The following is a 19,806-nucleotide window of genomic DNA, read 5'->3' on the forward strand; positions in this document are numbered from 1 at the left end:
TCAGCCTTGAACTCGTCGGTGAAACGTTTGCTGGTCATAGATCCTCCGATCCTCAATAGACACTATCAGGTGTCTACGGAATCGGGGGCGTACCACTGAGTCGTCGAATAGCCCTGCCAGGAGCGCCGAAATGGCTGAGACCAGCAAGAAAGCCGTTCCACCCTACGCCACGTATCAAAGTTTCTTCAATTTTATCAATGGTTTGCGCGAGCACGGTACGCCCAAGCACATCACCCGTAGCATGCTCCCGGGTTCGAACTCCGGCAAGGCGTCTATGTCTGCAACGCTGTCGGTGCTTGGGCTGGTTAACGCCAAGGATGAGCCAACGGATAAGATGCGACAACTTACTGATTCTGAAACTAATTACGGGGAGAAGTTAAAGGAAATTCTTCAGAGTTCCTACCCGTTCTTCCAGGATGGTTCGTTGGATCTGTCTGACACAACCACCGACAAGGTGGTCGAGAAGTTCAAGGAATTAGGAGCGGGCGGTAGCACCATCACGAAGTGTATGGCCTTTCTCTTGGCTGCCGCGAAGGACGCGAACATCCCCGTCTCCCGGTACGTGAAGACGCCGCCCCCTCCGACGAAGGGCAACGGCAAGAAAAAGATCTCGCGCGCCTCGGTGGTTGAGGAGGAGGAAGAGGAAGAAGGCTTGCCGCCCCCGCCTACCGACAAGGAGCGCATCGTCGTCTCGGTCCACGGAATGGACGACTGGGAGATCTACGTACCTAAGGGGTTGACTCCCGCTCAATGGAAGCACGGCCTGAAGATGGCCAACTTCATCCTGAGCAACTACCGGCTCGCCGATGACGACCCAGCACCCACAGGGGGTGCGACATGAGACCCCGCTAAAGGCTCTTGGTAACCGATGTGCCAGCAAACCCAGAGCCTATAACCACGCGGTACTACGTGCGATCCCCTGCAAGAGACTACACGTAGTACCGGCTGGCGACCTCGGAAGCGCTGCGGGCTCCACCTAGATCAATCGGGGTGCATGTTGACGCATGCAAATCCTCCCCGGAGAAGGAGGTGTTGCCGATGAAGCAGCTAAAGCTAGCGTTGCCGATCCCTGAGGGTTACGTACTGATCTTCCGTCCGTACCGTGACCTCAAGAACGGGAAACGCATTTATGCGAAAACGTACGGCTATCGTGCGTTCCCAATGCTGATCAAATCAGCTTAACCGGGACTCGTAGCGCTTCCGCCCTTTCAAGTCTACGCATTGGCCTATTTGGTGTCCAACGGCGGCCAGGCCGGTGGAAATGTCTGAGACAGATTTGTCTTGGGGTATCAAACAGTGCCCCGTTGCTGGATTCCCCCTGGGTACCCCTTCCGTGCAGCCAACCAATCTTGGCTGTGGCGCCTGCTCAGCGTGATCGCTGGCCTTGACGACCATAGAATCCCTCGCTGACTCACGCTCATGGCCTAACAGTGTTTCTCGGTTGTGCAGGTCTGCATGACCCAACCGGAGCGGCATCCAGACATCTCGCTTATGCTGCAACTTGGCTCCGAGGGAACCTTAAGCCAGTGCTCGATGCGCTGGCGGCAAACGGGGTGGTCAGCTTAGGCGCCGTGGCTGCTGCGTTGAATGAGCGCGGAATGCTTACCCTTGACAGCCCGCCTGCCCAGGCACAGCCTGCTCCAGTCCTGTCAGGGGGTGAGTCATGGGCAAGGTCAAGACGCAGCCGCGAAAGAGCGCGGCCGGCAAGAGTGCGACCGACAAGAAGCACAAGGTCATTCCTCCCAAGAAGCTGATCGATGCGCACAAGGCGCCGGATCTGCGCCGCTCGACGCGGCGCCTCGAGAAAATGCCGGAGGCGGCCTATCGCGCGGCGATCGACTTGGGCAACCGGCAGCCCACCATCAACATGCATGGCGGCGTGGGCATTCCCGGTCCGCGAACCAAGGCAGCCGTAACGAAACTGACCAGGCTCGATTTCGCCAAACTCGATACCGAGCTGCCCGCCATCTTGAAGATGTCGCAGCAGGTTCGCGGGAACAAGAACATCACCGCGGTCCGCAAGAAGGTAAAGCCGGTCAATCGCCAGGTCGTCTACCGCGAGGGCGCGTCCGACGTCCATTCGCTGCACGTCGCCAATGACATCGCCGCGGTGTCCAATAGCCGCACCAGCAAGGTCTACGACTATCCGGATCTCGCCCCCAAGCTCGACAAGCGCTTGCAGAGCAATGGCAAAGCCAAGGGCAAGACCTACTTCGACAGCAAGATCAAAGCGGCCGACCGCCGCTCCCGCGTCACCCAAGGCCTGCAGCACCTGATTGCCGGGCATAACGACAAGGCCCAGGAATCGTTCGACAACGCCGGACTCACCGCCAAGGGCCTCAAGTGGGTGCACAAGATGGGCACGCTGATGCTTGCCGAGCGCGGCAGGGAATTGCACGGCGGCGGCGGTGCCGACAGCAGCAAGGTGAGCGGCGCGCTGGAGCACGTCAAGGGTGGCCGCAACTTCGAGGATGTCTTCGTCAAGAATGCCGCCACGCTGGCGCCGTTCGCGCTGCGTGGCGGGGCCAAGACCCTGAAGTAGACGGAGCGGGCAGCCGCGTATTGCGCCTCCGAATTCCTCGCCCGCGCCGTGCGCTGACGCACATATCCAGCAGCCACGCCCGGCAATAAGCCCTATCGCCCCTGGCTAGCTGCAAGGCCGGCACGCCGGATGTAGCTTCCCTGCCCGCACCGCGCATTGGGCGCGAAAGGAGGCGACGATGGCTACGCAGAAGAGGCAGGCCCTGACGCTGGAAGGGCTGGTGGAGAAATACGGTGTCGCCGCACTGGCGGCGCTGCGCAATCCCGCGCTGTGGGATGTGATCGTGCCGATGGGCGGTCCAACCAAGAACGGTGCGCTCACCGCTGCCGCTAAAAAACAGCTGCAGAGCGAATTGAATGCGGTCTACGGTGCCTTGCTCGACAACGCCAAGGCCGGCGACGCCGTATCCGGCGCATTCGCCGCGCACGTGGCCATCAGCAAGGCGGCGATCCACTGAAAGGCGCAACCGCGTCCGCGCTTGCGGACGCGGTTCGCCGAGCGGCTTACATCTCGCGGTCGCCGATCAGCACCACATCCGCCGGACGCTGCGCGAACAGGCCCACGGTGACGATGCCGGGAATCTGGTTGAGCTCTTTTTCCAGCGCCACCGGGTCGGCGATCTGCCAGCCGTGCACGTCGATCACCCAGTTGCCGTTGTCGGTGACCACGCCGTCGCGCCACACCGGGTTGCCGCCGCGCTTGACGATCTCGCGGCCGACCAGGCTGCGCGCCATCGGGATCACCTCGATCGGCAGCGGGAACTTGCCCAGCAGTTCCACGCGCTTGCTGGAATCGATGATGCACACGAACTTCGCGCTGGCCGCGGCGATGATCTTCTCGCGCGTCAACGCGGCGCCGCCGCCCTTGATCAGGCGCTTGTAGGGGTCGCATTCGTCGGCGCCGTCGACGTAGATCGACAGCGGGCCGGTGGCGTTGAGGTCGAGCACCGGGATGCCGAGGCGCTTGAGCTGCGCGGTCGACTGCTCGGAGCTGGACACCGCGCCCTGGATGCGGTCCTTCAGGTCCGCCAGCGCGTCGATGAAGAACGCCACGGTGGAACCGGTGCCGACGCCGACGATGCCGCCTTCCTCGACGTAGCGGATGGCGGCTTCGCCCGCCAGGCGTTTTTCGTTGCTCATGATGCAGTCCGGACAGTAGGGAATTATTCGAGCGTGAGGATGTGGCGCCACTCGGCGGCGGCCACCGGCATCACCGACAGGCGGTTGCCCTTGCGCACCAGCGGCATCTCCACCAGGGCCGGGTCGGCCTGCAGTTCCTTCAGCGAAATGGTGCGCTTGAGCTTCTTCACGAACTTCACCTCGACCAGCATCCAGCGCGGGTTGTCGCGCGAACTGCCGGGGTCGAAGTAGTTGCTCTTGGGGTCGAACTGGGTCGGGTCCGGATAGGCCTCGGTCACCACTTCGGCCACGCCGACGATGCCCGGCTCGGCGCAGTTGGAGTGGTAGAAGAACACCTTGTCGCCCTTGCGCATGCCGTCGCGCATGTAATTGCGCGCCTGGTAGTTGCGCACGCCGTCCCAGGCCTCCTTGCCCTTGCGCTTGAGGTCGTCGATGGAAAAGGCGTCCGGCTCGGACTTCATCAGCCAGTGGTTCATGCGTGGGCGTCTCCGTTGCCGGCCGCGTCGGCATGGCAATCGATCAGTTCCTGCTCGGTGGCGATGTAGTCCAGCTGCACGTCCCAGGCGGCCGGCTCGATCGCGGGCAGTTCCTGGAAGGCGTAGCCGATGCCGACCAGCAGCGGTTCGGTGGGGCGCGCCTGGTCCTTGAGGAAGGCGAAGCCGCGGTCGTAATAGCCGCCGCCGTAGCCCAGGCGGTTGCCGAGCCGGTCGAAGGCGAGCAGGGGCAGCAGCACCAGATCGAGCTGGAAGGGCTCGAACAGCTCGGCGGGGTCGACCGGTTCGGGAATGCCGTAGCGGTTCGGCTGCACGTCCTGGCCGGCGCTCCACGGCGCGAAGCGCAGGCGCTTGCCGGGGCCGATCACCGGCAGCATGAACTGCTGGCCGCGCGTGGCCAGGGGCGGGATCGCCAGGTTCAGCGGCAGCTCGCCGTTGGTGGCCCAGTAGCCGGCCACGCGGACGTCGGTGTGGTATTCGGGCAGCTGCTCCAGGCTGCGGCGCAGCCCCTGGGCGGCGGCCATGCGCTGGGGCGGGGAGAGCTCCCGGCGGCGTTCGGCCAGCCGTTGGCGTAGCTCGCGGCGCTGGGCGGTGGCGTCCACGTCGAGGTCTCCTCAAGAGAACGCCCGCAGCGCAAGCGCTGCGGGCGGTTTCCGCGGGCCCGGCCGATGTCGGAACAAGCTCGGCCGTAGCGGTAAAAAGGTGGCGTCCACCGCGGTGCCGCTGCCCACCAAACGACCTTGATCCACGATGGATCAGGTGGGAGGGCTACATGGCCTCAAGGCTTTCCGCACGCAGCGGACATGCACAACAGCCGATGAAAAGCCGACCCGGGGCCGTATTTAGGAACAAGGCAAATGTAAGAGTGTGCTGGCGCACACCGCAGTAAACGCCGAGGACTATTTTAGTTGCCCGTCGAGGGCCGCTTCAAGCTTGCGCCGCATCGCGGCAAGTGTGTCGCCCACGCTCTGGTCAGCTCCGCTATGGGTTTTGCGCAGGGCCAGGAACTCGTGGGTGATGCTGATCGCCGCCAGCACGGCCAGGCGGTCGAAGCCCGGCGTCTTGGCGTTGGCGCGCAGCTCGCGCATCTTGCGGTCCAGGTAGGCGGCCGATTCCAGCAGGCCCTCCCGTTCCTCCGGCGCGCAGGCGATCAGGAATTCGCGATCGATCAGCCGCAGCGCGACGGGTTCACTGGAGTTCGTCATCTGGGTGCTCAGCCGTTGTTCTCAAGTGCCTTGAGGCGCTGGATCATCGCTTCGACGCGACTGCGCGCCTGCTCGTTGCGGGCCATCAGGCCGGCTCGCTCGCTGGCCAGCTGTTCCTGGCTGTGGCGCAGGCTGCGGTTTTCCTCGGCCAGGCGGCGCACCGCGTCCAGCAGGCGGTCGACCTGCTCGCCTAGCGCGGCAAGTTCCTGCTTGACCGGATCGTTGAACGGGGCGGTGCTCATGCGCGGAACTATAGCAGGAGGCCCGGCCGTGTCAGCTGCCACTCCCGGCGCATTTCCGGAGGCTGCATTAAACTGCCGTCTTGACCCCGAAGGAGTACTTCCATGGCGCCTGCCGAGCTGATCGGTCACGAGGAACTGGACGGCGTCGCGGCGCGCCTGAAACTGGCCGTCGACGCCAGCGAACTGCACGGTTCGCTCTGCGGCTATCTCAGCGGCGGCGGCCGCGTCGGCAAGGATGCGCTGCTGGCCGTGTTGCAGCTCGATGGCGGCGAACAGGTCAGCCCCTCGGCCAACGACCGCGCCCTGCTCGAGCAGCTGGTGCGCCAGAGCGAACAGGAACTGGCCGACCCGGAACTGGGCTTCGAGCCGCTGCTCCCCGCCGACGACCGCCCGCTGGAAGAGCGCGCCGACTCGCTCGGCGACTGGTGCCGCGGCTTCCTCGGCGGCTTCGGCCTGGCCGGGCCGGAGAAGTTCGGCAAGCTGTCCGACGAAGCGCAGGAGATCCTGCGCGACCTGAACACCATCGCCGCTTCCGAATTCGAATTCGGCGACAGCCGCGACGACGAGGACGCGCTGATCGAACTGCACGAATTCGTGCGCGTCGCCGCCATGCTGCTGCACGCCGAATGCGTGGGCGGCCGCAACAAGCCCAACAGCGACACCGTGCATTGAGCATCGCGCAGGACGAATACGCCCGCCGCCGCCGGCAGCTGATGAAGATGGCCGGCGAGGACGCGGTGCTGCTGGTCGCCGCCGCGCCCGAACGCATCCGCAACGCCGACGCCGCCTGGCCCTACCGCCAGGACTCCGACCTGCATTACCTCTCGGGCTTCCCCGAGCCGGACGCCGTGCTGGCCCTGCTGCCCGGCCGCCTGCACGGCGAGGCGGTGCTGTTCTGCCGCGAGCGCGACGACGAGCGCGAGCGCTGGCACGGCGAATCGATCGGCACCGAGCGCGCCGTGTCCGAGCACGGCATGGACGACGCCTTCCCGATCGACGACATCGACGACATCCTGCCCGGCATGATCGAAGGCCGCGGCCGCGTGTATTGCCACTTCGGCCGCGAGCCGGAATTCGACGCCCGCCTGCTCGGCTGGATGCGCCGCCTGCGCCAGCTGCGCGGCGGCGGCGTGGTGCCGAAGGAATTCGTGGCGCTGGGCCATCTGCTGCACGACCTGCGCCTGTACAAGTCGCGCGCCGAACTGCGCCTGATGCGCAGCTCCGCCGCCATCGCCGCCGAGGCGCATCTTTCGGCCATGCGCATGGCGCAGCCGGGCCGGCACGAATACGAAGTGGAAGCCGAGCTGGTGCGCACCATGCGCAGCCGCGGCGCGGTGCCGGCCTTCCCGCCGATCGTGGCCTCCGGCGCCAACGCCTGCGTCATGCACTACCAGGCCAACCGCGCGCCGCTGCGCGACGGCGACCTGCTGCTGATCGACGCCGGCGCGGAACTGGACTGCTACGCCTCGGACATCAGCCGCAGCTTCCCCGTCAACGGCCGCTACAGCCGCGAACAGCGCGCGCTCTACGAAGTGGTGCTGGCCGCGCAGCACGCCGCCATCGACGAAGTGCGGCCCGGCCGCCCGTTCAGCGCCGCGCACGAGGCGGCCGTGTATCTGCTCGCCGAAGGCCTGTGTTCGCTGGGCCTGCTGCAGGGTGATGCCGAAACCGCCATCGCCGAAGGCAGCTATAAGCGTTTCTTCCCCGCCAAGACCGGCCACTGGCTGGGCCTGGACGTGCACGACGTGGGCGATTACCGCATCGACGGCGAGCCGCGCATCCTGGAGCCGGGCATGGTGGTGACGGTGGAGCCGGGCCTCTACGTGCCGCCCGGCGAGCGCTCGGTGCACGAGCGCTGGCGCGGCATCGGCATCCGCATCGAGGACGACGTGGCGGTGACCCGCGACGGCAACGAGGTGCTTACCGCCGCGGTGCCGAAGGAAGCGGAGGCGATTGAAGCGATGCTCGCGGAACGTTAGCTCGTCATCCCGGCGCAGGCCGGGATCCAGTAGCGATAAGTTCCATAAGAGCAAACACACCCCAAAGCCCGGCTCTTGAGTCTCCGGCGACCACCGAACGATGACGCCACTGGATCCCGGCCTGCGCCGGGATGACGAGCTTTAATGTTCCGGCGGATTTGTGTCCTCGCGCTGCCGCGCTTCATCCGACGCATGCACCTCGTACCACATCGCATTGAGGATGCCGAAGGCGCAGGCCAGGCCCAGGCCGAGAATCCAGCTGAAATACCACATGGTCCGCTCTCCGTATCAGTAGCTGCGATGCGTGCCGCGCACGTGTTCCAGGGTCACCCGGCCGCGCATCACGCGGAACACCCATGAGGTGTACAGCACAATCAAGGGCAGGAACACCATGACGGCGCCGAGCATCAGCAGCAGGGTGCTGCGGCTGGAGGAGGCGTCCCACACCGTGAGGCTGGAACGCGGGTCGATGCTCGACGGCAGCAGGAAGGGAAACAGCGCGAAGCCGGCCGACAGAATGGTGCCGATCACCATCAGGCTGCTGCCCAGGAAGCCGGCGAAGCCCTGCCTGGCCACCTGCCACTGCAGCAGCAGCGCGCCGCCGAACGCCGCCAGTGGCGCCGCCCAGAACCACGGATGGCGCATATAGCTGGCGAACCAGCTGCTGCCCGTCGCCACCTGCTTGAACAGCGGGTTGGACGGGCCGCCCGGCACCACCTCGCTGGCGATCGCATAGCCGGGAATGCCATAGGCCAGCCAGATGCCCGCGGCCACGTACAGCACGGCCCAGGCCAGGCAGGTCCAGCGCGCGACGCGGGCGGCGCGCGCGGCGATGCTGCGGTCGGCCTTGAACGCCACCCAGGCGGCGCCGTGAGCCAGCAGCATGCTCAGTGACACCAGCCCCGCGACCAGTGCGAACGGATGCAGCAGCTCGAAGAAGCTGCCGTGCCAGCTCATGCGCAGGTCGTCGTCGAAGCGGAACGGCACGCCCAGGAACAGATTGCCGAAGGCGACGCCGGTGAGCAGCGGCACCGCGGTGCCGGAGGCGACCAGCACCCAGTCCCACAGTCCCTGCCAGCGCGTGTGCTCGATCTTGCCGCGGAAATTGAAGCCCACCGGCCGCAGGATGAAGGCGACCAGCACCAGGAAGATCGCCAGGTACATGCCGGAGAACGACACGGCATACAGCATCGGCCAGGCCGCGAACGCGGCGCCGCCGCCCAGCACGAACCACACCTGGTTGCCTTCCCAGGTCGGCTCGATGGTTTCCAGCAGCACGTGGCGCTCGTCGGAGTCGCGGCCGAGCACGCGCAGCAGCGCCGCGGTGCCGAAGTCGAAGCCGTCGGTGACGGCGAAGGCGACCAGCAGGATGCCCAGCAGCGCCCACCAGATCACCCGCAGAGTGTCGAGATCGAACATGGCAGGCTCCTCAATCTTCCAGGGCGGGACGCAGCGACGGGTCGCGCGTGACCATGGGCCAGATGCCTAAGCCATCCGGCCCCTTGCGAGCGAACTTCAGCATCAGCACCACGTCCACCACCGCCAGCGCCGTGTAGAACAGCACGAAGCCGCCGAGCGAGGTCCATACCTGGCCGGCGCTCACGCTGGACACGCCCAGCGCGGTCGGCAGGATGCCTTCGATGGCCCAGGGCTGGCGGCCGTATTCGGCCACGATCCAGCCCAGCTCCGCCGCCAGCCATGGCAGCGGCAGGCTGTAGAAGGCCAGCTTCAGGTACCAGCGGTTGCGGTCCAGCCGGCGCCGGCTGGACAGCCAGAACGAATACGCGAACAGCGCGATGAAGTAGAAGCCGCAGGCCACCATGATGCGGAACGACCAGAACAGCACCGGCACGTTCGGGATGGTGCTGTCGGCGGCCTTCTGGATGTCTTCCGGGGTGGCCTTGCGCGGGTCTTCGACGAAGTGCTTCAGCAGCAGGGCGTAGCCGAGATCCTTGTCGTGCGCGGCCAGAATCTCCTTGGCCTGCGCGTTGTGCTTGTCCTCGCGCAGCACCAGCATGGCGTCGTAGGCGCGGATGCCGTTGTCGATCTTGCCCTTGGTGTCTTCCACCAGGTTGTTGATGCCGGGGATCGGCTTGGTCGTAGAGCGCGTGCCGATCAGGCCCATCACCCACGGCACCTGCAGCGCGTAGTGCGTGGTGCGGTTCTTGACGTCGGGAATGCCGAACACGGTAAACGAGGCGGGCGCGGGTTCCGTTTCCCACATGGCCTCGATCGCGGCCATCTTCATCTTCTGGTTCTCCGACACCGCGTAGCCGGATTCGTCGCCCAGTACTACCACCGACAGCGCCGCGGCCAGGCCGAAGCTGGCGGCCACCGTCATCGAGCGCTTGGCGAAGTCCACGTTGCGTCCGCGCAGCAGGTACCAGGCGCTGATCGACAGCACGAACATCGAGCCCAGCACATAGCCCGCGCTCACCGTGTGCACGAACTTGGCCTGCGCCACCGGATTGAAGAACACCTCGGCGAACGAGGTCACTTCCATGCGCATGGTCTCGGGATTGAAGGCCGAGCCCACCGGATTCTGCATCCACGCATTGGCCACCAGGATCCACAGCGCGGACAGGCTGGTGGCCAGCGCCAGGAACCAGGTCACCAGCAGGTGCTTCACCGGCGACACGCGCGTCCAGCCCATGAAGAACACGCCGATCAGGGTGCCTTCCAGGAAGAACGCCATCAGTCCTTCGATCGCCAGCGGCGTGCCGAACACGTCGCCGACGTAGTGCGCGTAATAGGCCCAGTTCATGCCGAACTGGAATTCCATGGTGATGCCGGTGGCCACGCCCATGGCGAAGTTGATGCCGAACAGCACGCCCCAGAACTGGGTCATGCGTTTCCATACTTCGCGGCCGGTCATGACGTAGACGCTCTCCATGATGGCGAGGATCCACACCAGTCCCAGCGTGAGCGGCACGAACAGGAAGTGATAGAGCGCCGTCAGTGCGAACTGCAGGCGCGACAAGGTGACGACATCGGCGTCGATGATCATGGGTGGCCTTGGCTCGCGGCGGAGGACGGAGCGGCCGGCGCGAGCAGATGCTCGATCGCGGCCGGACGGGTATCGGGACGGGGATGCGGGGCGATCGCCACCCACCAGATCAGGGTGAGCAGCACGATCTTGGCGATCACGATCAGGATCAGCTCGCGGGCCAGCCGGCGCAGCACCGGTCGCTGCGGCTCGCGGCTGCCGGGTTGGGTCGACGGCGTGGACATCCGAGGCTCCCCTGCTTCAGCTGCAGGGCAGGATACGCCGCGTTCACGTGCATGTCGCGCGAAGCATTGCCGCGCGGCAGCCGGCCGCAGGAGCTTGATCCAGATCAGGAAACGGCAGGGCCGCCGGGGCCTCAGCCGTGTTCGTCGTCTGCGCTGCCGTCCTGCGTGCCGCGGCTGCGCAGGGGGATGCGCGAGCCGTCCTGCATGATCAGCACGCCGCCGTCGATGGTCTCGCTGTCGGCGTCCTCGGTGATGAAGCGCGCGACCACGGTGCCGCTGCCGCGCTCGCCTTTCAGATGAAAGGCGAAGGTGTCCTCGTCGGGTTCGGAACTGGTCAAGGTCCAGTCGAACTCGCTGCTGCGGATGCTGCCGATGTGTTCGGCGATGACCGGGTCGGCCGCCATCGCCACCACCGCCTGCTGCTCGAATGCCAGCCAGCCCCACCAGGCCAGCCCGCCGACCGCGGCCACGATGGCCACGATCAGGCTGCCCAGCAGGATCAGCCACAGCGGCACGCGCTTGCGCGGCGGTGCGGCTACCGGCGGCGGGGGCAGCGGGGCGGGGCCTAGCGGCGGCAGCGGATCCATGGCGTGGCTCAGGCTTGCGCGAACGCGTCGCGCGTGAGGTTTTCGGGTTCGCCGGCGGTGCAGGCCACGTCGTCCTCGATGCGGATGCCGCCGTAGGGCTTGAACAGCTCGATGCGCTCCCAGTCGATGTCCTTGGCCACCGGCGTATCGCGCAGTTCGTCGAGCAGCATGTCGATGAAGTACAGGCCCGGTTCGATGGTGACCACCATGCCCGGTTCCAGCGTGCGCGTCATGCGCAGGTACGGATGCCCGGCGGGGCGCGGAATGCTGCCGCCGCGCTCGCCCTGCTGGAAGCCGGCCACGTCGTGCACCTGCAGGCCGATCGGATGGCCCAGGCCGTGCGGGAAGAACGCCGCGGTCACGCCGGTTTCCACCGCGCTCTCGGCGGCCATGCGGATAAAGCCGTGCTCGCGCAGCACGCCGGCCAGCACGTGGTGGGCGTGGATGTGCAGGTCCGGATAGCTCTGTCCCGCGCGCACCTTGGCGGCGAACGTGAGCTGGGCGGCTTCCACGCTGTCGATCAGCGCCTGGAACTCGTCTTCGCCGCGGCCGGCGTAGGTGCGGGTGATGTCGCTGGCGTAGCCGAACGCGCTCGCGCCGGCGTCGATCAGAAAGGAGCGGTGATACTCCGGCGCCACGCGGCCGAAATGCGTGTAGTGCAGCACGGCGCCGTGCTGGTTCAGCGCCACGATGCTGGCGTACGGCAGCTCCGCGTCGATCGCGCCGGCTGCCGCCAGATAGGCCTGGTGGATGCCCAGCTCGCTGGCGCCGGCGCGGAACGCCTGCTCGGCGGCGCGGTGCGCGCGCGCGCCGATGCGGCTGGCTTCGCGCATCAGTGCCAGTTCGTAGGGCGTCTTGTACGAGCGGTGCCAGTGCAGGATGTCGAGCACGTCCTGCGGGTTGTTCGGCTCGATGCCGGCCAGCGCGGGCTGGGCCGGCGCGATCACCGCGCGGCGCGTCTGCGCGCCGGGCAGTTGGGCGACCGCTTCTTCGGCCGTGCGCACGATGGTGATGTCGAAATGCTCCACCCAGTAGCCGCTGGGCGCCTGCGGCACCACATGCCAGTAATCGCGCGGCTGCAGGAACACCAGCCGCGGCCGCTGCCCTGGCGTATGCACGACCCAGCTGCCCGGCGCGTCGATCAGCGGCAGCCAGTGGCGGAAATGGGGGCTGGCGATAAAGGGGTAGTCCTGGTCGTCCAGGAACTTGCGCGGCGGCAGGCCGGCGGCGATCAGCAGGTGGTCGTGGCCGGTCAGCGCAAGCGCCTGGTCGGCGTGCTGGCGCACCGTGGCCAGGTGCTGGGGATAGAACGGGGCGAGGCGGTCGATCATGCGGTTTCCTGGCTTGAGTCCGCCGCGCGGGGCCGGGGCGGACGGATAACCGCCGCATGATCGCGCGCGGGCGCTGCCGCCGCCAGTCCGGGCGCTTAAGGGTGTGGACTGGCAGACTTCGCCGTGCCGCCTATGCCAGGGTTGAAACAGTTGCAGGGGTCGAGCTGCGCATAGAAGCCGGCGAGCGCGGGTTTTGCCTTGTACAGATGGCCCACGTTGTGCTCCGCCGGATATTCGGCACCGCGCTGGTCGAGCAGTTCGAGCATCCGATGTTCCAGCGCCGCGCAATCCGTGCCCTTCGCCACGATGTAGTCCTGGTGGAACACATGGCACAGGAAGTGCCCGTAATAGAGCTTCCGCCGTATCGAAGCCTCGATGTCCGCCGGCAGTCGCTCGAACCAGTCGCGCTGGTTGCGCGGCAGGGCGATATCCAGCGCGACGATGTCCTCGACCTCGCGCGGATGCACGGCGCGGTAGCGCACCGCCGCGCTCGCCGCCGCGAAGCGGTGCAGGAAGGCCTTGTGGCCTTCCTCGTCCGTGCATTCGAAGTACGCGCCGTCTTCGCCGGAAAAATGTGCGGACAGGAAACCGCGCGCCTCGTCGATGCCCGCGGCCGGCACCTTGAGCAGCAGGTGATGCTCGTAGCGGTTGCGATACAGCCGCAGCCGCTCCGGCAGGTGTTCCGGCAGCCGTTCGCTCAGCCACTGCATGATGCGGTCGCTCATCTGCGCCGGCAGGAAGCCGAGGCGGTCGAACCAGGCATCGCAGCGGGTCTTCAGGTTGAACAGCGCAGGCATGCGCTGCGTGCCGAAGCGGTCGATCACCAGGAACAGATCCTTGCCGTACCGGTGCGCGACGTCGAAGGCATCGCGGTGCATGTATTCGGCGGCGATGGGCAGGTGCTCGAAATTCGCCAGCACGTGGCGGCGCAGTTCCGTCAGCGCGGATGTCGTGTTGGTGCCGATATAGAACACCTTGGCGCCGCGCTCGGCCGGGAAGGTGTCCAGCCGCACCGCGAACACCATGATCTTGCCGGCGCAGCCGGAGGCTTCGAACAGGCGGCGCGGGTCGGCGTTGAAGCGGGCGGGTGTCGCAGCGTCGATATCGCGGACGTGGCTGGCGTATGCGTGATCCGATGCTGCCGCGCCGGGCTGGATCTCTTCTTGCGCAAATGCGCCGGCTTCGACACGCGCCAGTATTTCTTCGGGCGTGCCGGCCAGTTCGATACCCAGGTGATTGACCAGCCGCAACACGCCCGCTGCGTCGACGGCCGCATAGATCGCCATTTCCGTGTAGGCCGGCCCGCGCTGCACCAGCGAGCCGCCCGAGTTGTTGCAGATGCCGCCCAGCACCGAGGCGCCGATGCACGAGGAGCCGATCACCGAATGCGGCTCCCGCCCCAGCGGCTTCAAGGTGCGTTCGAGCTGGTCCAGCGTGGCGCCGCCCACGCAGACCACCTGCCGGCCGCCGTCGAGCAGATGCACGCGGCGGATGCGCGTGGTGCTGACGATGACGACGTCGCGGCCGTAGTCGTCGCCGTCGGGCGTGGAGCCGCCGGTCAAGCCGGTATTCGAGGCCTGCGTGATCACCACCGCGCCGGCGGCGAGGCATGCGGCCAGCGCATGCCATTGCTCCACCAGGCTGCCCGGGCGAATCACCGCCAGCACCTTGCCGTTACCGAAGCGGTAACCCTGCCGGTAGCGGCGCGTCTTCGCATCGCCGGTGAGCACGTGCCGCGCGCCGACGATCCCGCGGCATGCCGCGAGCAGTGCTGCGCTTGCTTCGTGAAGAGATGGCATCAGGCCCGCCCCGGCGCGGCAGCGGAGCGCCCGGTCAGCGCCAGCGCGGCACCGGCGACCAGCGCCAGCGCGACCACCACCAGCCCGCCATTCGTGCTGTGCGTCAGATCCTTGATCCAGCCGATGATCGACGGGCTGGCGAAGCCGGCGAGATTGCCGATCGAATTGATCATCGCAATGCCGGCCGCTGCCGCCGTGCCGGCCAGCACGCGGCTGGGATGGGTCCAGAACACCGGCATGGTCGACAGCACGCCGGCCGTGCCGATCGACAGCGCGATCAGGCCGGGCGACAGCTGGCCCGCGCACAGCGTGCTCGCGTACAGCCCGACGGCGCCGGCCAGGCTCGCCACGGCGAGATGCCAGCGGCGCTCGTTGCGCCGGTCGGAGCTGCGCGCGACCAGGATCATCGCCACCACGGCGACCGCGTACGGAACCGCCGTCAGCAAGCCCACGTCCAGCGCATCGCTCACCCCGGCCGCGGCGATCAGCGTGGGCAGATAGAAGCTCACGCCGTACAGGCCCATCATGCAGCAGAAGTAGATGGCCGCCAGCCGCCACACGCGGCCATCCGCCAGCACGCTGCGCAGCGGCGCTTCGGCGCCCGCATCGCCGTCGCTGGCCATGTTCGCTTCGAGCAATTGCTTCTCGCGCTCGTCCAGCCACGCTGCCGCATGGATGCCATTGGGCAGCACGAACGGCGTGGCGATGCCCAGCGCCAAGGAAGGCAGCGCTTCGAGCAGGAACAGCCACTGCCAGTTCGCCAGCCCGTGCAGCCCGCCGAACGCATGCATGATCCAGCCCGACAGCGGGCCGCCGAGCACGCCGGCGACCGGAATGCCGATCATGAAAAGCGCATTCATGCGCCCGCGCCGCGCCGACGGATACCAGTAGGTGAGATACAGCACGATGCCGGGAAAGAAGCCGGCCTCCGCCACGCCGAGCAGGAAGCGCACCACGTAGAACGCCGCCGGCGTGGTCACGAACATCGACGAGGCGGACACCAGCGCCCAGCTCACCATGATCCGGCTGATCCACAGCCGCGCGCCCAGCCGGTGCAGCAGCATGTTGCTCGGCACCTCGAACAGGAAATAGCCGATAAAGAACACGCCGGCGCCGAGGCCGTACACCGATTCGCTGAAACGCAGGTCGCTGAGCATCTGCAGCTTGGCGAAGCCGACGTTGACGCGGTCCAGATAGGCGGCCACGTAGCAGACGAACAGGAACGGCAGCAGCCGCAGCGTCACTTTGGCGTAGGTGGCGGTTTCCAGCTCGGCGGAGGCTTGCGGGGGCATGGCGAGGTTCCTGCGGCGTGCGCGATGGGGATCGCGGCGAGTGTGGTGCTTCGCACGAGGCCGGCACCACTATCGCGCAGCAGAAAGCCTCACTTTGGGATTATTCGCACCGAACGGCCGTTCCGGACGGCGTCAATCGGTGCCGCCGGGCAAGGCCAGCCAGGCTTCCAGCAGCGCGGCGTCGGCGGGGCTGATCGAGACGATGCGGAAGCCGGACCACACCTGGCCGGGCGTGGCCGCATCGTCGTGCCATTGTTCCTGGATGCCCAGCTCGATGCTCAGTGCCGCGGCGCTCGTTCCGGGGAAGCTCAGGCCCGGCAGGCCCAGGCTCACCTGGTAAATCGCTTCGCTGCGCGGTGTCTCCGGCCCAATCAGCAGCAGCCCGGTGGCCGACAGATTGCCGAGGTGGCCGAGCGGGCGGTCGTTGATGACGTCGGTGACCGCCACCGTGTAGTTGGCGCGCTTGCGCTGCGCGCGGCGCTGTTCGATCGCGCTGGCAGGGGTGTTCACTGGCGGCCTCCGGCATGCGCGGCGCCGGGCCGCAGGTTCTCCATCAGCGCGCGCAGCGCGCGGTCGAACAGGTTCTCGCGCGGCGCTACCGCCTCGCGGATATGGCCCTGCACCAGCTGGCGCGCCAGCTGTTCCAGCGCCAATTCGTCGCCGCGCGAACCGCGCCGCGTGACGAACAGGCAGCGCCCGGACACGGTCGAGTACCAGGCCAGCTTCTGCGTCCGGGCGACCTGGCCGGCGTCGTCGAGGAAATCGAACCAGGTGCCGAAGGGCAGGGTGAGCACATGCGCATGCATGCGGCGTTCTTCGTCGTCCAACGGCACCGCGGCCTTCGCCGCTTCCGGCGGCGTGGCGGCTTCGGTGGCCTGGTGTTCGCCCAGGCGCTGGTGCTGCTTGAGCTTCATCGCCACGCCGGTGGCGGTGAGGCCATCGTCCGCTGCCGTCTCGTCACCGTTGCCGAGCAGGCGGCGGGCGACCTGCGCGGCTTCCTCGGCCTGCATGCCGATCTGCTGCAGGCCGGTCTGGATGTCGTCGAGCAGGCTGTTGCGGTCGTCGATCGGCGCCAGGCCCAGCAGCTGGTCGGTGATGCGCAGGCGCGCGGCGAAGGTGTCGCTCTCTTCGCCGTTGCGCAGCAGGGTGAGCGCGAGCACGTCGGACCAGGCGCGTTCGAGCAGGGTGCGCACCAGTCCGCGCGGCGGCGCGGCGCGGAAGCGTTCGGCCATCAGCTCGGCGGCATGGTGGCGCGCATGCTCCAGGCGCTCGCGGCCCTGCATCGCTTCCACCTGGCGCCGCTCGGTGGCCTGCGCCTTGCGCGACAGCAGCGAGAGGTGGTGCTCGATATCGGTCAGCAGGCTGGCGTACAGCGCGGCGCTCGGCGGCTCGCGCTGCGCGCGCTCGGCCAGCTGGGCCAGCTTGGTGGCGAGCGAGCGGTCGACGTCGGCGTCGCCGCCATCCAGCCAGTCGTGCGCGGCCTCGGACATCGCCGCCAGCAGGCGGCGTGCGGGATGTTCGCGCTGGTCGAATACGTCGCGGTCGGCCAGCGCCATGCGCAGCAGCGGCACTTCCCATTCGCCGAGCATGCGCTGCGCGTGGCTGCCGCGCTGCATGCCGCCGGCCATCTGCTCGAACAGCAGGGCCACCAGCTGCACGGTGTCGTCCTGCCGCGGGCTGAGCGAAAGCTTGGGCGTGGAATGTTCGGTGCCGGCATTGAGCAGGGCCAGCAGCTGCTCGCGCAGGCGCAGAGCCTGGCCTTCGGCGGCGACCTGCTGCGCGGCCTGCGCCAGCGGCAATTGCAGGGCGGCCAGCAGATGCTGCAGCTGTTCGTCGCTCAGGGCCTGGCCCATGGGAGCGGGCGGCGGCGCCGCGGCGCGCTGCAGCGACAGCAGTTCGCGCAGCATGTCGAGCATGTGCTCGCCCAGTTCCACCTGCGGGCCGCCGATGCCGGCCGGCAGGCTGCCGGGGATGGCGGCAGCAGGGCTGCGCAGGCCGCGGGCGTCGCCGGGGCGGGCCACGCGATAAGCGTGCAGGTGCGGCAGGATGCCTTCGCCGGCCAGGTGCTGATTGACCGTTTCGTACAGCGAGGCCAGGTGGCGCACCACCATGTGGTCGAACGCATCGAGCAGCAGCAGGCGGTGGCGCACCGGCAGCTCCCAGTCGCGCAAGGCCTCCAGGAAGCAGCGCGACAAGGCCTGCGCGCCCAGCGGCAGATCCTCGCCCTCCATCGGCGGCAGGCTGGCCAGGGCGCCGAAGCGGAAGCTCAGTTCGAACAGCGCCGGCGCATGGCGTGCCTCGCTGCGCACGCCGGACTGTTCCAGCGCGGCGCGCTCGTCGTCCTCGCCGTCGTCCAGCAGCGACAGCGTGAGCGGCGCGGTTTCTTCAGGCTGGATGCCGATGCGCTCGAAGCGCTTGGCCACTTCGGCGAAGAAGCGCTGTTCGAGCATGTCGCGATGGCTCTGCAGCCGCTGGCGCACGCTCATGTGGACCTGCTGGTCCAGATGGTTGCGCGCCTGCTCGGCCTGGCCGAACAGCTTGTGCTCGGCGTCCAGCAGGCAGGCGCGCAAGGGTGCTTCCAGCCAGCTGTCGCAGAGCGCGTGGGTTTCCTCGATGAGGCGGCGCGCGCGCAGGCTCCAGGCCCCGTGGCCGTCGGGCTGCGCGCCGTGGCCGGGCGCGAGCGGTTGACGTCGACCCTGTTCGACATCCATGGCAGTTCCGCCGTTTTCCCCTGTGGACGGGCGCAGTCTAGGCCCGCGGCGGCGGGGCTGCCATCGGCCGAAGGTGCAGGCCGGCCGCCTTAGTCCAGGAAGGCGGCGATCACGTCGTTGAGGAAGCGCTGGCCCAGCCCGGTGGTGTGAAGAAGGGCGGGATCGTCCGCCAGCCAGCCGCGCTCGCGGCACCGGGCCAGGGCGGGGGCGATGCGCCCGGCGGGCAGGCCGGTGCGCGCCTCGAACTCGGCCATCGGCACGCCGTCGACCAGGCGCAGCGCATTGAGCATGTATTCGAACGGCAGCTCGGCCGCGTCCACCGCCTGGTCGCCGCCGATGCGGCCGGGGCCGGCGGCCGCTTCCATCCACGCGCGCGGGTGGCGCGTCTTCCAGCGCCGGCGCACTTCGCCGATGGCCGCGTCGCTGAGCTTGCCGTGCGCGCCCGCGCCGATGCCGAGGTAGTCGCCGAAGCGCCAGTAATTGAGGTTGTGCGCGCAGCGCCGGCCGGGCTGCGCATAGGCGGAGATTTCGTACTGGCCGTAGCCGGCGGCGGCGAGCGCCTGCTCGCAGGCTTCCTGCATGGCCCAGGCGTGGTCGTCGTCCGGCAGCGGCGGCGGATTGGCGGCAAATGCCGTGTTCGGTTCCAGCGTGAGCTGGTAGTGCGAGATATGCGTCGGCGCCAGCGCGACGGCGCGCGCCACGTCGTCGAGCGCGCCGTCCAGGGTCTGCTCCGGCAGCGCGTACATCAGGTCCAGGTTGATGTTGGCGTAGCCGGCGTCCTGCGCGGACTTCACCGCGGCCTCCGCCTCGCCGGCGGAATGGATGCGGCCGAGGCGGCGCAGCTTGTCGTCGTCGAAGCTCTGGATGCCGAACGACAGGCGGTTCACGCCTGCGGCGAGATAGCCGTCGAAACGGCCGTGCTCCACCGTGCCGGGGTTGGTTTCCAGGGTGATTTCAGCGTCCTGCGCCAGCGGCAGCCGTTCGCGCACGCCGTCCAGGAAACGCGCGATCAGTTCCGGCGCGAACAGGCTGGGCGTGCCGCCGCCGAAGAAGATGCTGTGCACGCTGCGGCCGTGCAGCGCGGCGGCGAAGTCGGCGCGGTCGGCGTCGAGATCGGCCAGCAGCAGGTCCACGTAGCGCTCGTACGGCGGCTCGCCGCGCAGGCCGTGCGAGTTGAAGTCGCAGTACGGGCACTTCTTCACGCACCAAGGCATGTGCACGTAAAGCGACAGCGGCGGCGCGAGCAGCGGCATC

At 67.7% G+C, this 19,806-nt stretch carries 21 protein-coding genes and 1 other RNA gene; 5 read left to right on the top strand and 17 right to left on the bottom strand.

Annotation, left to right across the window (positions count from 1 at the left end; translation table 11 throughout):
* Window positions 1–130: 130 nt before the first annotated feature.
* The 3 genes from FHW85_RS08590 to FHW85_RS08600 all read left to right on the top strand — a co-directional run bounded on the left by FHW85_RS08590 (window position 131) and on the right by FHW85_RS08600 (window position 2,999).
* The gene (locus FHW85_RS08590) at window positions 131–841 is read left to right on the top strand and encodes a DUF5343 domain-containing protein (protein ID WP_168647993.1); all 711 of its coding nucleotides are present in this window, start codon (window positions 131–133) and stop codon (window positions 839–841) included.
* An 822-nt stretch (window positions 842–1,663) separates the two neighbouring features.
* Complete coding sequence (locus FHW85_RS08595) at window positions 1,664–2,542, top strand: hypothetical protein (protein WP_167252602.1); 879 nt, start codon at window positions 1,664–1,666, stop codon at window positions 2,540–2,542.
* A 178-nt stretch (window positions 2,543–2,720) separates the two neighbouring features.
* Window positions 2,721–2,999: a hypothetical protein gene (locus FHW85_RS08600; RefSeq protein ID WP_167252601.1), complete on the top strand. Its 279-nt coding sequence runs from the start codon at window positions 2,721–2,723 to the stop codon at window positions 2,997–2,999.
* A 46-nt stretch (window positions 3,000–3,045) separates the two neighbouring features.
* Here the strand turns inward: FHW85_RS08600 and rpiA are convergent, their stop codons facing one another.
* The 6 genes from rpiA to FHW85_RS08630 form a co-directional block, all read right to left on the bottom strand.
* Window positions 3,046–3,681 carry a ribose-5-phosphate isomerase RpiA gene (gene rpiA, locus FHW85_RS08605; RefSeq protein ID WP_168647994.1) on the bottom strand — a complete coding sequence of 212 codons (636 nt, stop codon included), beginning with the start codon at window positions 3,679–3,681 and terminating at the stop codon, window positions 3,046–3,048.
* Window positions 3,682–3,704: 23 nt separating this feature from the next.
* Window positions 3,705–4,157, bottom strand: coding sequence for an EVE domain-containing protein (locus tag FHW85_RS08610; protein ID WP_168647995.1), 453 nt, complete (start codon window positions 4,155–4,157; stop codon window positions 3,705–3,707).
* A complete protein-coding gene (locus FHW85_RS08615) occupies window positions 4,154–4,777 on the bottom strand; it encodes a 5-formyltetrahydrofolate cyclo-ligase (protein ID WP_168647996.1) in 624 nt (207 codons plus the stop codon). Before FHW85_RS08615 ends, FHW85_RS08610 begins: the two co-directional genes overlap by 4 nt.
* A gap of 103 nt (window positions 4,778–4,880) precedes the next feature.
* Window positions 4,881–5,067, bottom strand: a non-coding RNA gene (gene ssrS, locus FHW85_RS08620) — 6S RNA.
* Between the two features lie 7 nt (window positions 5,068–5,074).
* On the bottom strand, window positions 5,075–5,380 hold the full coding sequence (locus tag FHW85_RS08625; protein WP_167252597.1) for a cell division protein ZapA: 306 nt from the start codon (window positions 5,378–5,380) through the stop codon (window positions 5,075–5,077).
* A gap of 8 nt (window positions 5,381–5,388) precedes the next feature.
* Window positions 5,389–5,622, bottom strand: a complete 234-nt coding sequence (locus FHW85_RS08630; protein WP_167252596.1) for a TIGR02449 family protein — start codon at window positions 5,620–5,622, stop codon at window positions 5,389–5,391.
* 102 nt (window positions 5,623–5,724) lie between these two features.
* On the opposite strand from FHW85_RS08630, the gene FHW85_RS08635 reads away from it, so the two are divergent.
* Both FHW85_RS08635 and FHW85_RS08640 read left to right on the top strand, forming a co-directional pair.
* Window positions 5,725–6,294 carry a UPF0149 family protein gene (locus tag FHW85_RS08635; protein WP_167252595.1) on the top strand — a complete coding sequence of 190 codons (570 nt, stop codon included), beginning with the start codon at window positions 5,725–5,727 and terminating at the stop codon, window positions 6,292–6,294.
* Window positions 6,249–7,601: an aminopeptidase P N-terminal domain-containing protein gene (locus FHW85_RS08640; RefSeq protein ID WP_168647997.1), complete on the top strand. Its 1,353-nt coding sequence runs from the start codon at window positions 6,249–6,251 to the stop codon at window positions 7,599–7,601. Before FHW85_RS08635 ends, FHW85_RS08640 begins: the two co-directional genes overlap by 46 nt.
* A 141-nt stretch (window positions 7,602–7,742) precedes the next feature.
* On the opposite strand, the gene cydX is transcribed toward FHW85_RS08640, so the two are convergent.
* The 11 genes from cydX to hemW all read right to left on the bottom strand — a co-directional run bounded on the left by cydX (window position 7,743) and on the right by hemW (window position 19,805).
* The gene (gene cydX / locus FHW85_RS08645; RefSeq protein WP_167252593.1) at window positions 7,743–7,874 is read right to left on the bottom strand and encodes a cytochrome bd-I oxidase subunit CydX; all 132 of its coding nucleotides are present in this window, start codon (window positions 7,872–7,874) and stop codon (window positions 7,743–7,745) included.
* A 15-nt stretch (window positions 7,875–7,889) separates the two neighbouring features.
* The gene (gene cydB, locus FHW85_RS08650; protein ID WP_168647998.1) at window positions 7,890–9,020 is read right to left on the bottom strand and encodes a cytochrome d ubiquinol oxidase subunit II; all 1,131 of its coding nucleotides are present in this window, start codon (window positions 9,018–9,020) and stop codon (window positions 7,890–7,892) included.
* A 10-nt stretch (window positions 9,021–9,030) separates the two neighbouring features.
* Window positions 9,031–10,608 (bottom strand): cytochrome ubiquinol oxidase subunit I, encoded by a 1,578-nt coding sequence (locus FHW85_RS08655; RefSeq protein WP_168647999.1) that lies wholly within the window; start codon window positions 10,606–10,608, stop codon window positions 9,031–9,033.
* Complete coding sequence (cydP, locus tag FHW85_RS08660; RefSeq protein ID WP_167252590.1) at window positions 10,605–10,832, bottom strand: cytochrome oxidase putative small subunit CydP; 228 nt, start codon at window positions 10,830–10,832, stop codon at window positions 10,605–10,607. Before cydP ends, FHW85_RS08655 begins: the two co-directional genes overlap by 4 nt.
* A gap of 131 nt (window positions 10,833–10,963) precedes the next feature.
* Window positions 10,964–11,419 (bottom strand): hypothetical protein, encoded by a 456-nt coding sequence (locus FHW85_RS08665; protein WP_167252589.1) that lies wholly within the window; start codon window positions 11,417–11,419, stop codon window positions 10,964–10,966.
* Window positions 11,420–11,427: 8 nt separating this feature from the next.
* Window positions 11,428–12,750 (bottom strand): Xaa-Pro dipeptidase, encoded by a 1,323-nt coding sequence (pepQ, locus tag FHW85_RS08670; protein ID WP_168648000.1) that lies wholly within the window; start codon window positions 12,748–12,750, stop codon window positions 11,428–11,430.
* A gap of 95 nt (window positions 12,751–12,845) precedes the next feature.
* Window positions 12,846–14,549: a D-lactate dehydrogenase gene (dld, locus tag FHW85_RS08675; protein WP_168648001.1), complete on the bottom strand. Its 1,704-nt coding sequence runs from the start codon at window positions 14,547–14,549 to the stop codon at window positions 12,846–12,848.
* Window positions 14,549–15,841, bottom strand: a complete 1,293-nt coding sequence (locus FHW85_RS08680; RefSeq protein ID WP_168648002.1) for an MFS transporter — start codon at window positions 15,839–15,841, stop codon at window positions 14,549–14,551. The genes dld and FHW85_RS08680 overlap by 1 nt, the downstream gene beginning before the upstream one ends.
* A 132-nt stretch (window positions 15,842–15,973) precedes the next feature.
* Window positions 15,974–16,351 (bottom strand): PilZ domain-containing protein, encoded by a 378-nt coding sequence (locus FHW85_RS08685; RefSeq protein WP_168648003.1) that lies wholly within the window; start codon window positions 16,349–16,351, stop codon window positions 15,974–15,976.
* A complete protein-coding gene (locus FHW85_RS08690) occupies window positions 16,348–18,552 on the bottom strand; it encodes a DUF1631 family protein (RefSeq protein WP_168648004.1) in 2,205 nt (734 codons plus the stop codon). The genes FHW85_RS08685 and FHW85_RS08690 overlap by 4 nt, the downstream gene beginning before the upstream one ends.
* An 89-nt stretch (window positions 18,553–18,641) precedes the next feature.
* Window positions 18,642–19,805 carry a radical SAM family heme chaperone HemW gene (hemW, locus tag FHW85_RS08695; protein ID WP_168648005.1) on the bottom strand — a complete coding sequence of 388 codons (1,164 nt, stop codon included), beginning with the start codon at window positions 19,803–19,805 and terminating at the stop codon, window positions 18,642–18,644.
* Between the last annotated feature and the right edge of the window lies 1 nt (window position 19,806).

The sequence above is a fragment of the Dyella sp. SG609 genome, from assembly GCF_012275375.1.
Lineage (GTDB): Bacteria > Pseudomonadota > Gammaproteobacteria > Xanthomonadales > Rhodanobacteraceae > Dyella_D > Dyella_D marensis.

Coding starts and splice junctions, on each gene's coding strand:
- FHW85_RS08590 (WP_168647993.1), top strand. CDS start 131: ATGGCTGAGACCAGCAAGAAAGCCGTTCCACCCTACGCCACGTATCAA.
- FHW85_RS08595 (WP_167252602.1), top strand. CDS start 1,664: ATGGGCAAGGTCAAGACGCAGCCGCGAAAGAGCGCGGCCGGCAAGAGT.
- FHW85_RS08600 (WP_167252601.1), top strand. CDS start 2,721: ATGGCTACGCAGAAGAGGCAGGCCCTGACGCTGGAAGGGCTGGTGGAG.
- rpiA (WP_168647994.1), bottom strand. CDS start 3,681: ATGAGCAACGAAAAACGCCTGGCGGGCGAAGCCGCCATCCGCTACGTC.
- FHW85_RS08610 (WP_168647995.1), bottom strand. CDS start 4,157: ATGAACCACTGGCTGATGAAGTCCGAGCCGGACGCCTTTTCCATCGAC.
- FHW85_RS08625 (WP_167252597.1), bottom strand. CDS start 5,380: ATGACGAACTCCAGTGAACCCGTCGCGCTGCGGCTGATCGATCGCGAA.
- FHW85_RS08630 (WP_167252596.1), bottom strand. CDS start 5,622: ATGAGCACCGCCCCGTTCAACGATCCGGTCAAGCAGGAACTTGCCGCG.
- FHW85_RS08635 (WP_167252595.1), top strand. CDS start 5,725: ATGGCGCCTGCCGAGCTGATCGGTCACGAGGAACTGGACGGCGTCGCG.
- FHW85_RS08640 (WP_168647997.1), top strand. CDS start 6,249: ATGCGTGGGCGGCCGCAACAAGCCCAACAGCGACACCGTGCATTGAGC.
- cydX (WP_167252593.1), bottom strand. CDS start 7,874: ATGTGGTATTTCAGCTGGATTCTCGGCCTGGGCCTGGCCTGCGCCTTC.
- cydB (WP_168647998.1), bottom strand. CDS start 9,020: ATGTTCGATCTCGACACTCTGCGGGTGATCTGGTGGGCGCTGCTGGGC.
- FHW85_RS08655 (WP_168647999.1), bottom strand. CDS start 10,608: ATGATCATCGACGCCGATGTCGTCACCTTGTCGCGCCTGCAGTTCGCA.
- cydP (WP_167252590.1), bottom strand. CDS start 10,832: ATGTCCACGCCGTCGACCCAACCCGGCAGCCGCGAGCCGCAGCGACCG.
- FHW85_RS08665 (WP_167252589.1), bottom strand. CDS start 11,419: ATGGATCCGCTGCCGCCGCTAGGCCCCGCCCCGCTGCCCCCGCCGCCG.
- pepQ (WP_168648000.1), bottom strand. CDS start 12,750: ATGATCGACCGCCTCGCCCCGTTCTATCCCCAGCACCTGGCCACGGTG.
- dld (WP_168648001.1), bottom strand. CDS start 14,549: ATGCCATCTCTTCACGAAGCAAGCGCAGCACTGCTCGCGGCATGCCGC.
- FHW85_RS08680 (WP_168648002.1), bottom strand. CDS start 15,841: ATGCCCCCGCAAGCCTCCGCCGAGCTGGAAACCGCCACCTACGCCAAA.
- FHW85_RS08690 (WP_168648004.1), bottom strand. CDS start 18,552: ATGGATGTCGAACAGGGTCGACGTCAACCGCTCGCGCCCGGCCACGGC.
- hemW (WP_168648005.1), bottom strand. CDS start 19,805: ATGCCGCTGCTCGCGCCGCCGCTGTCGCTTTACGTGCACATGCCTTGG.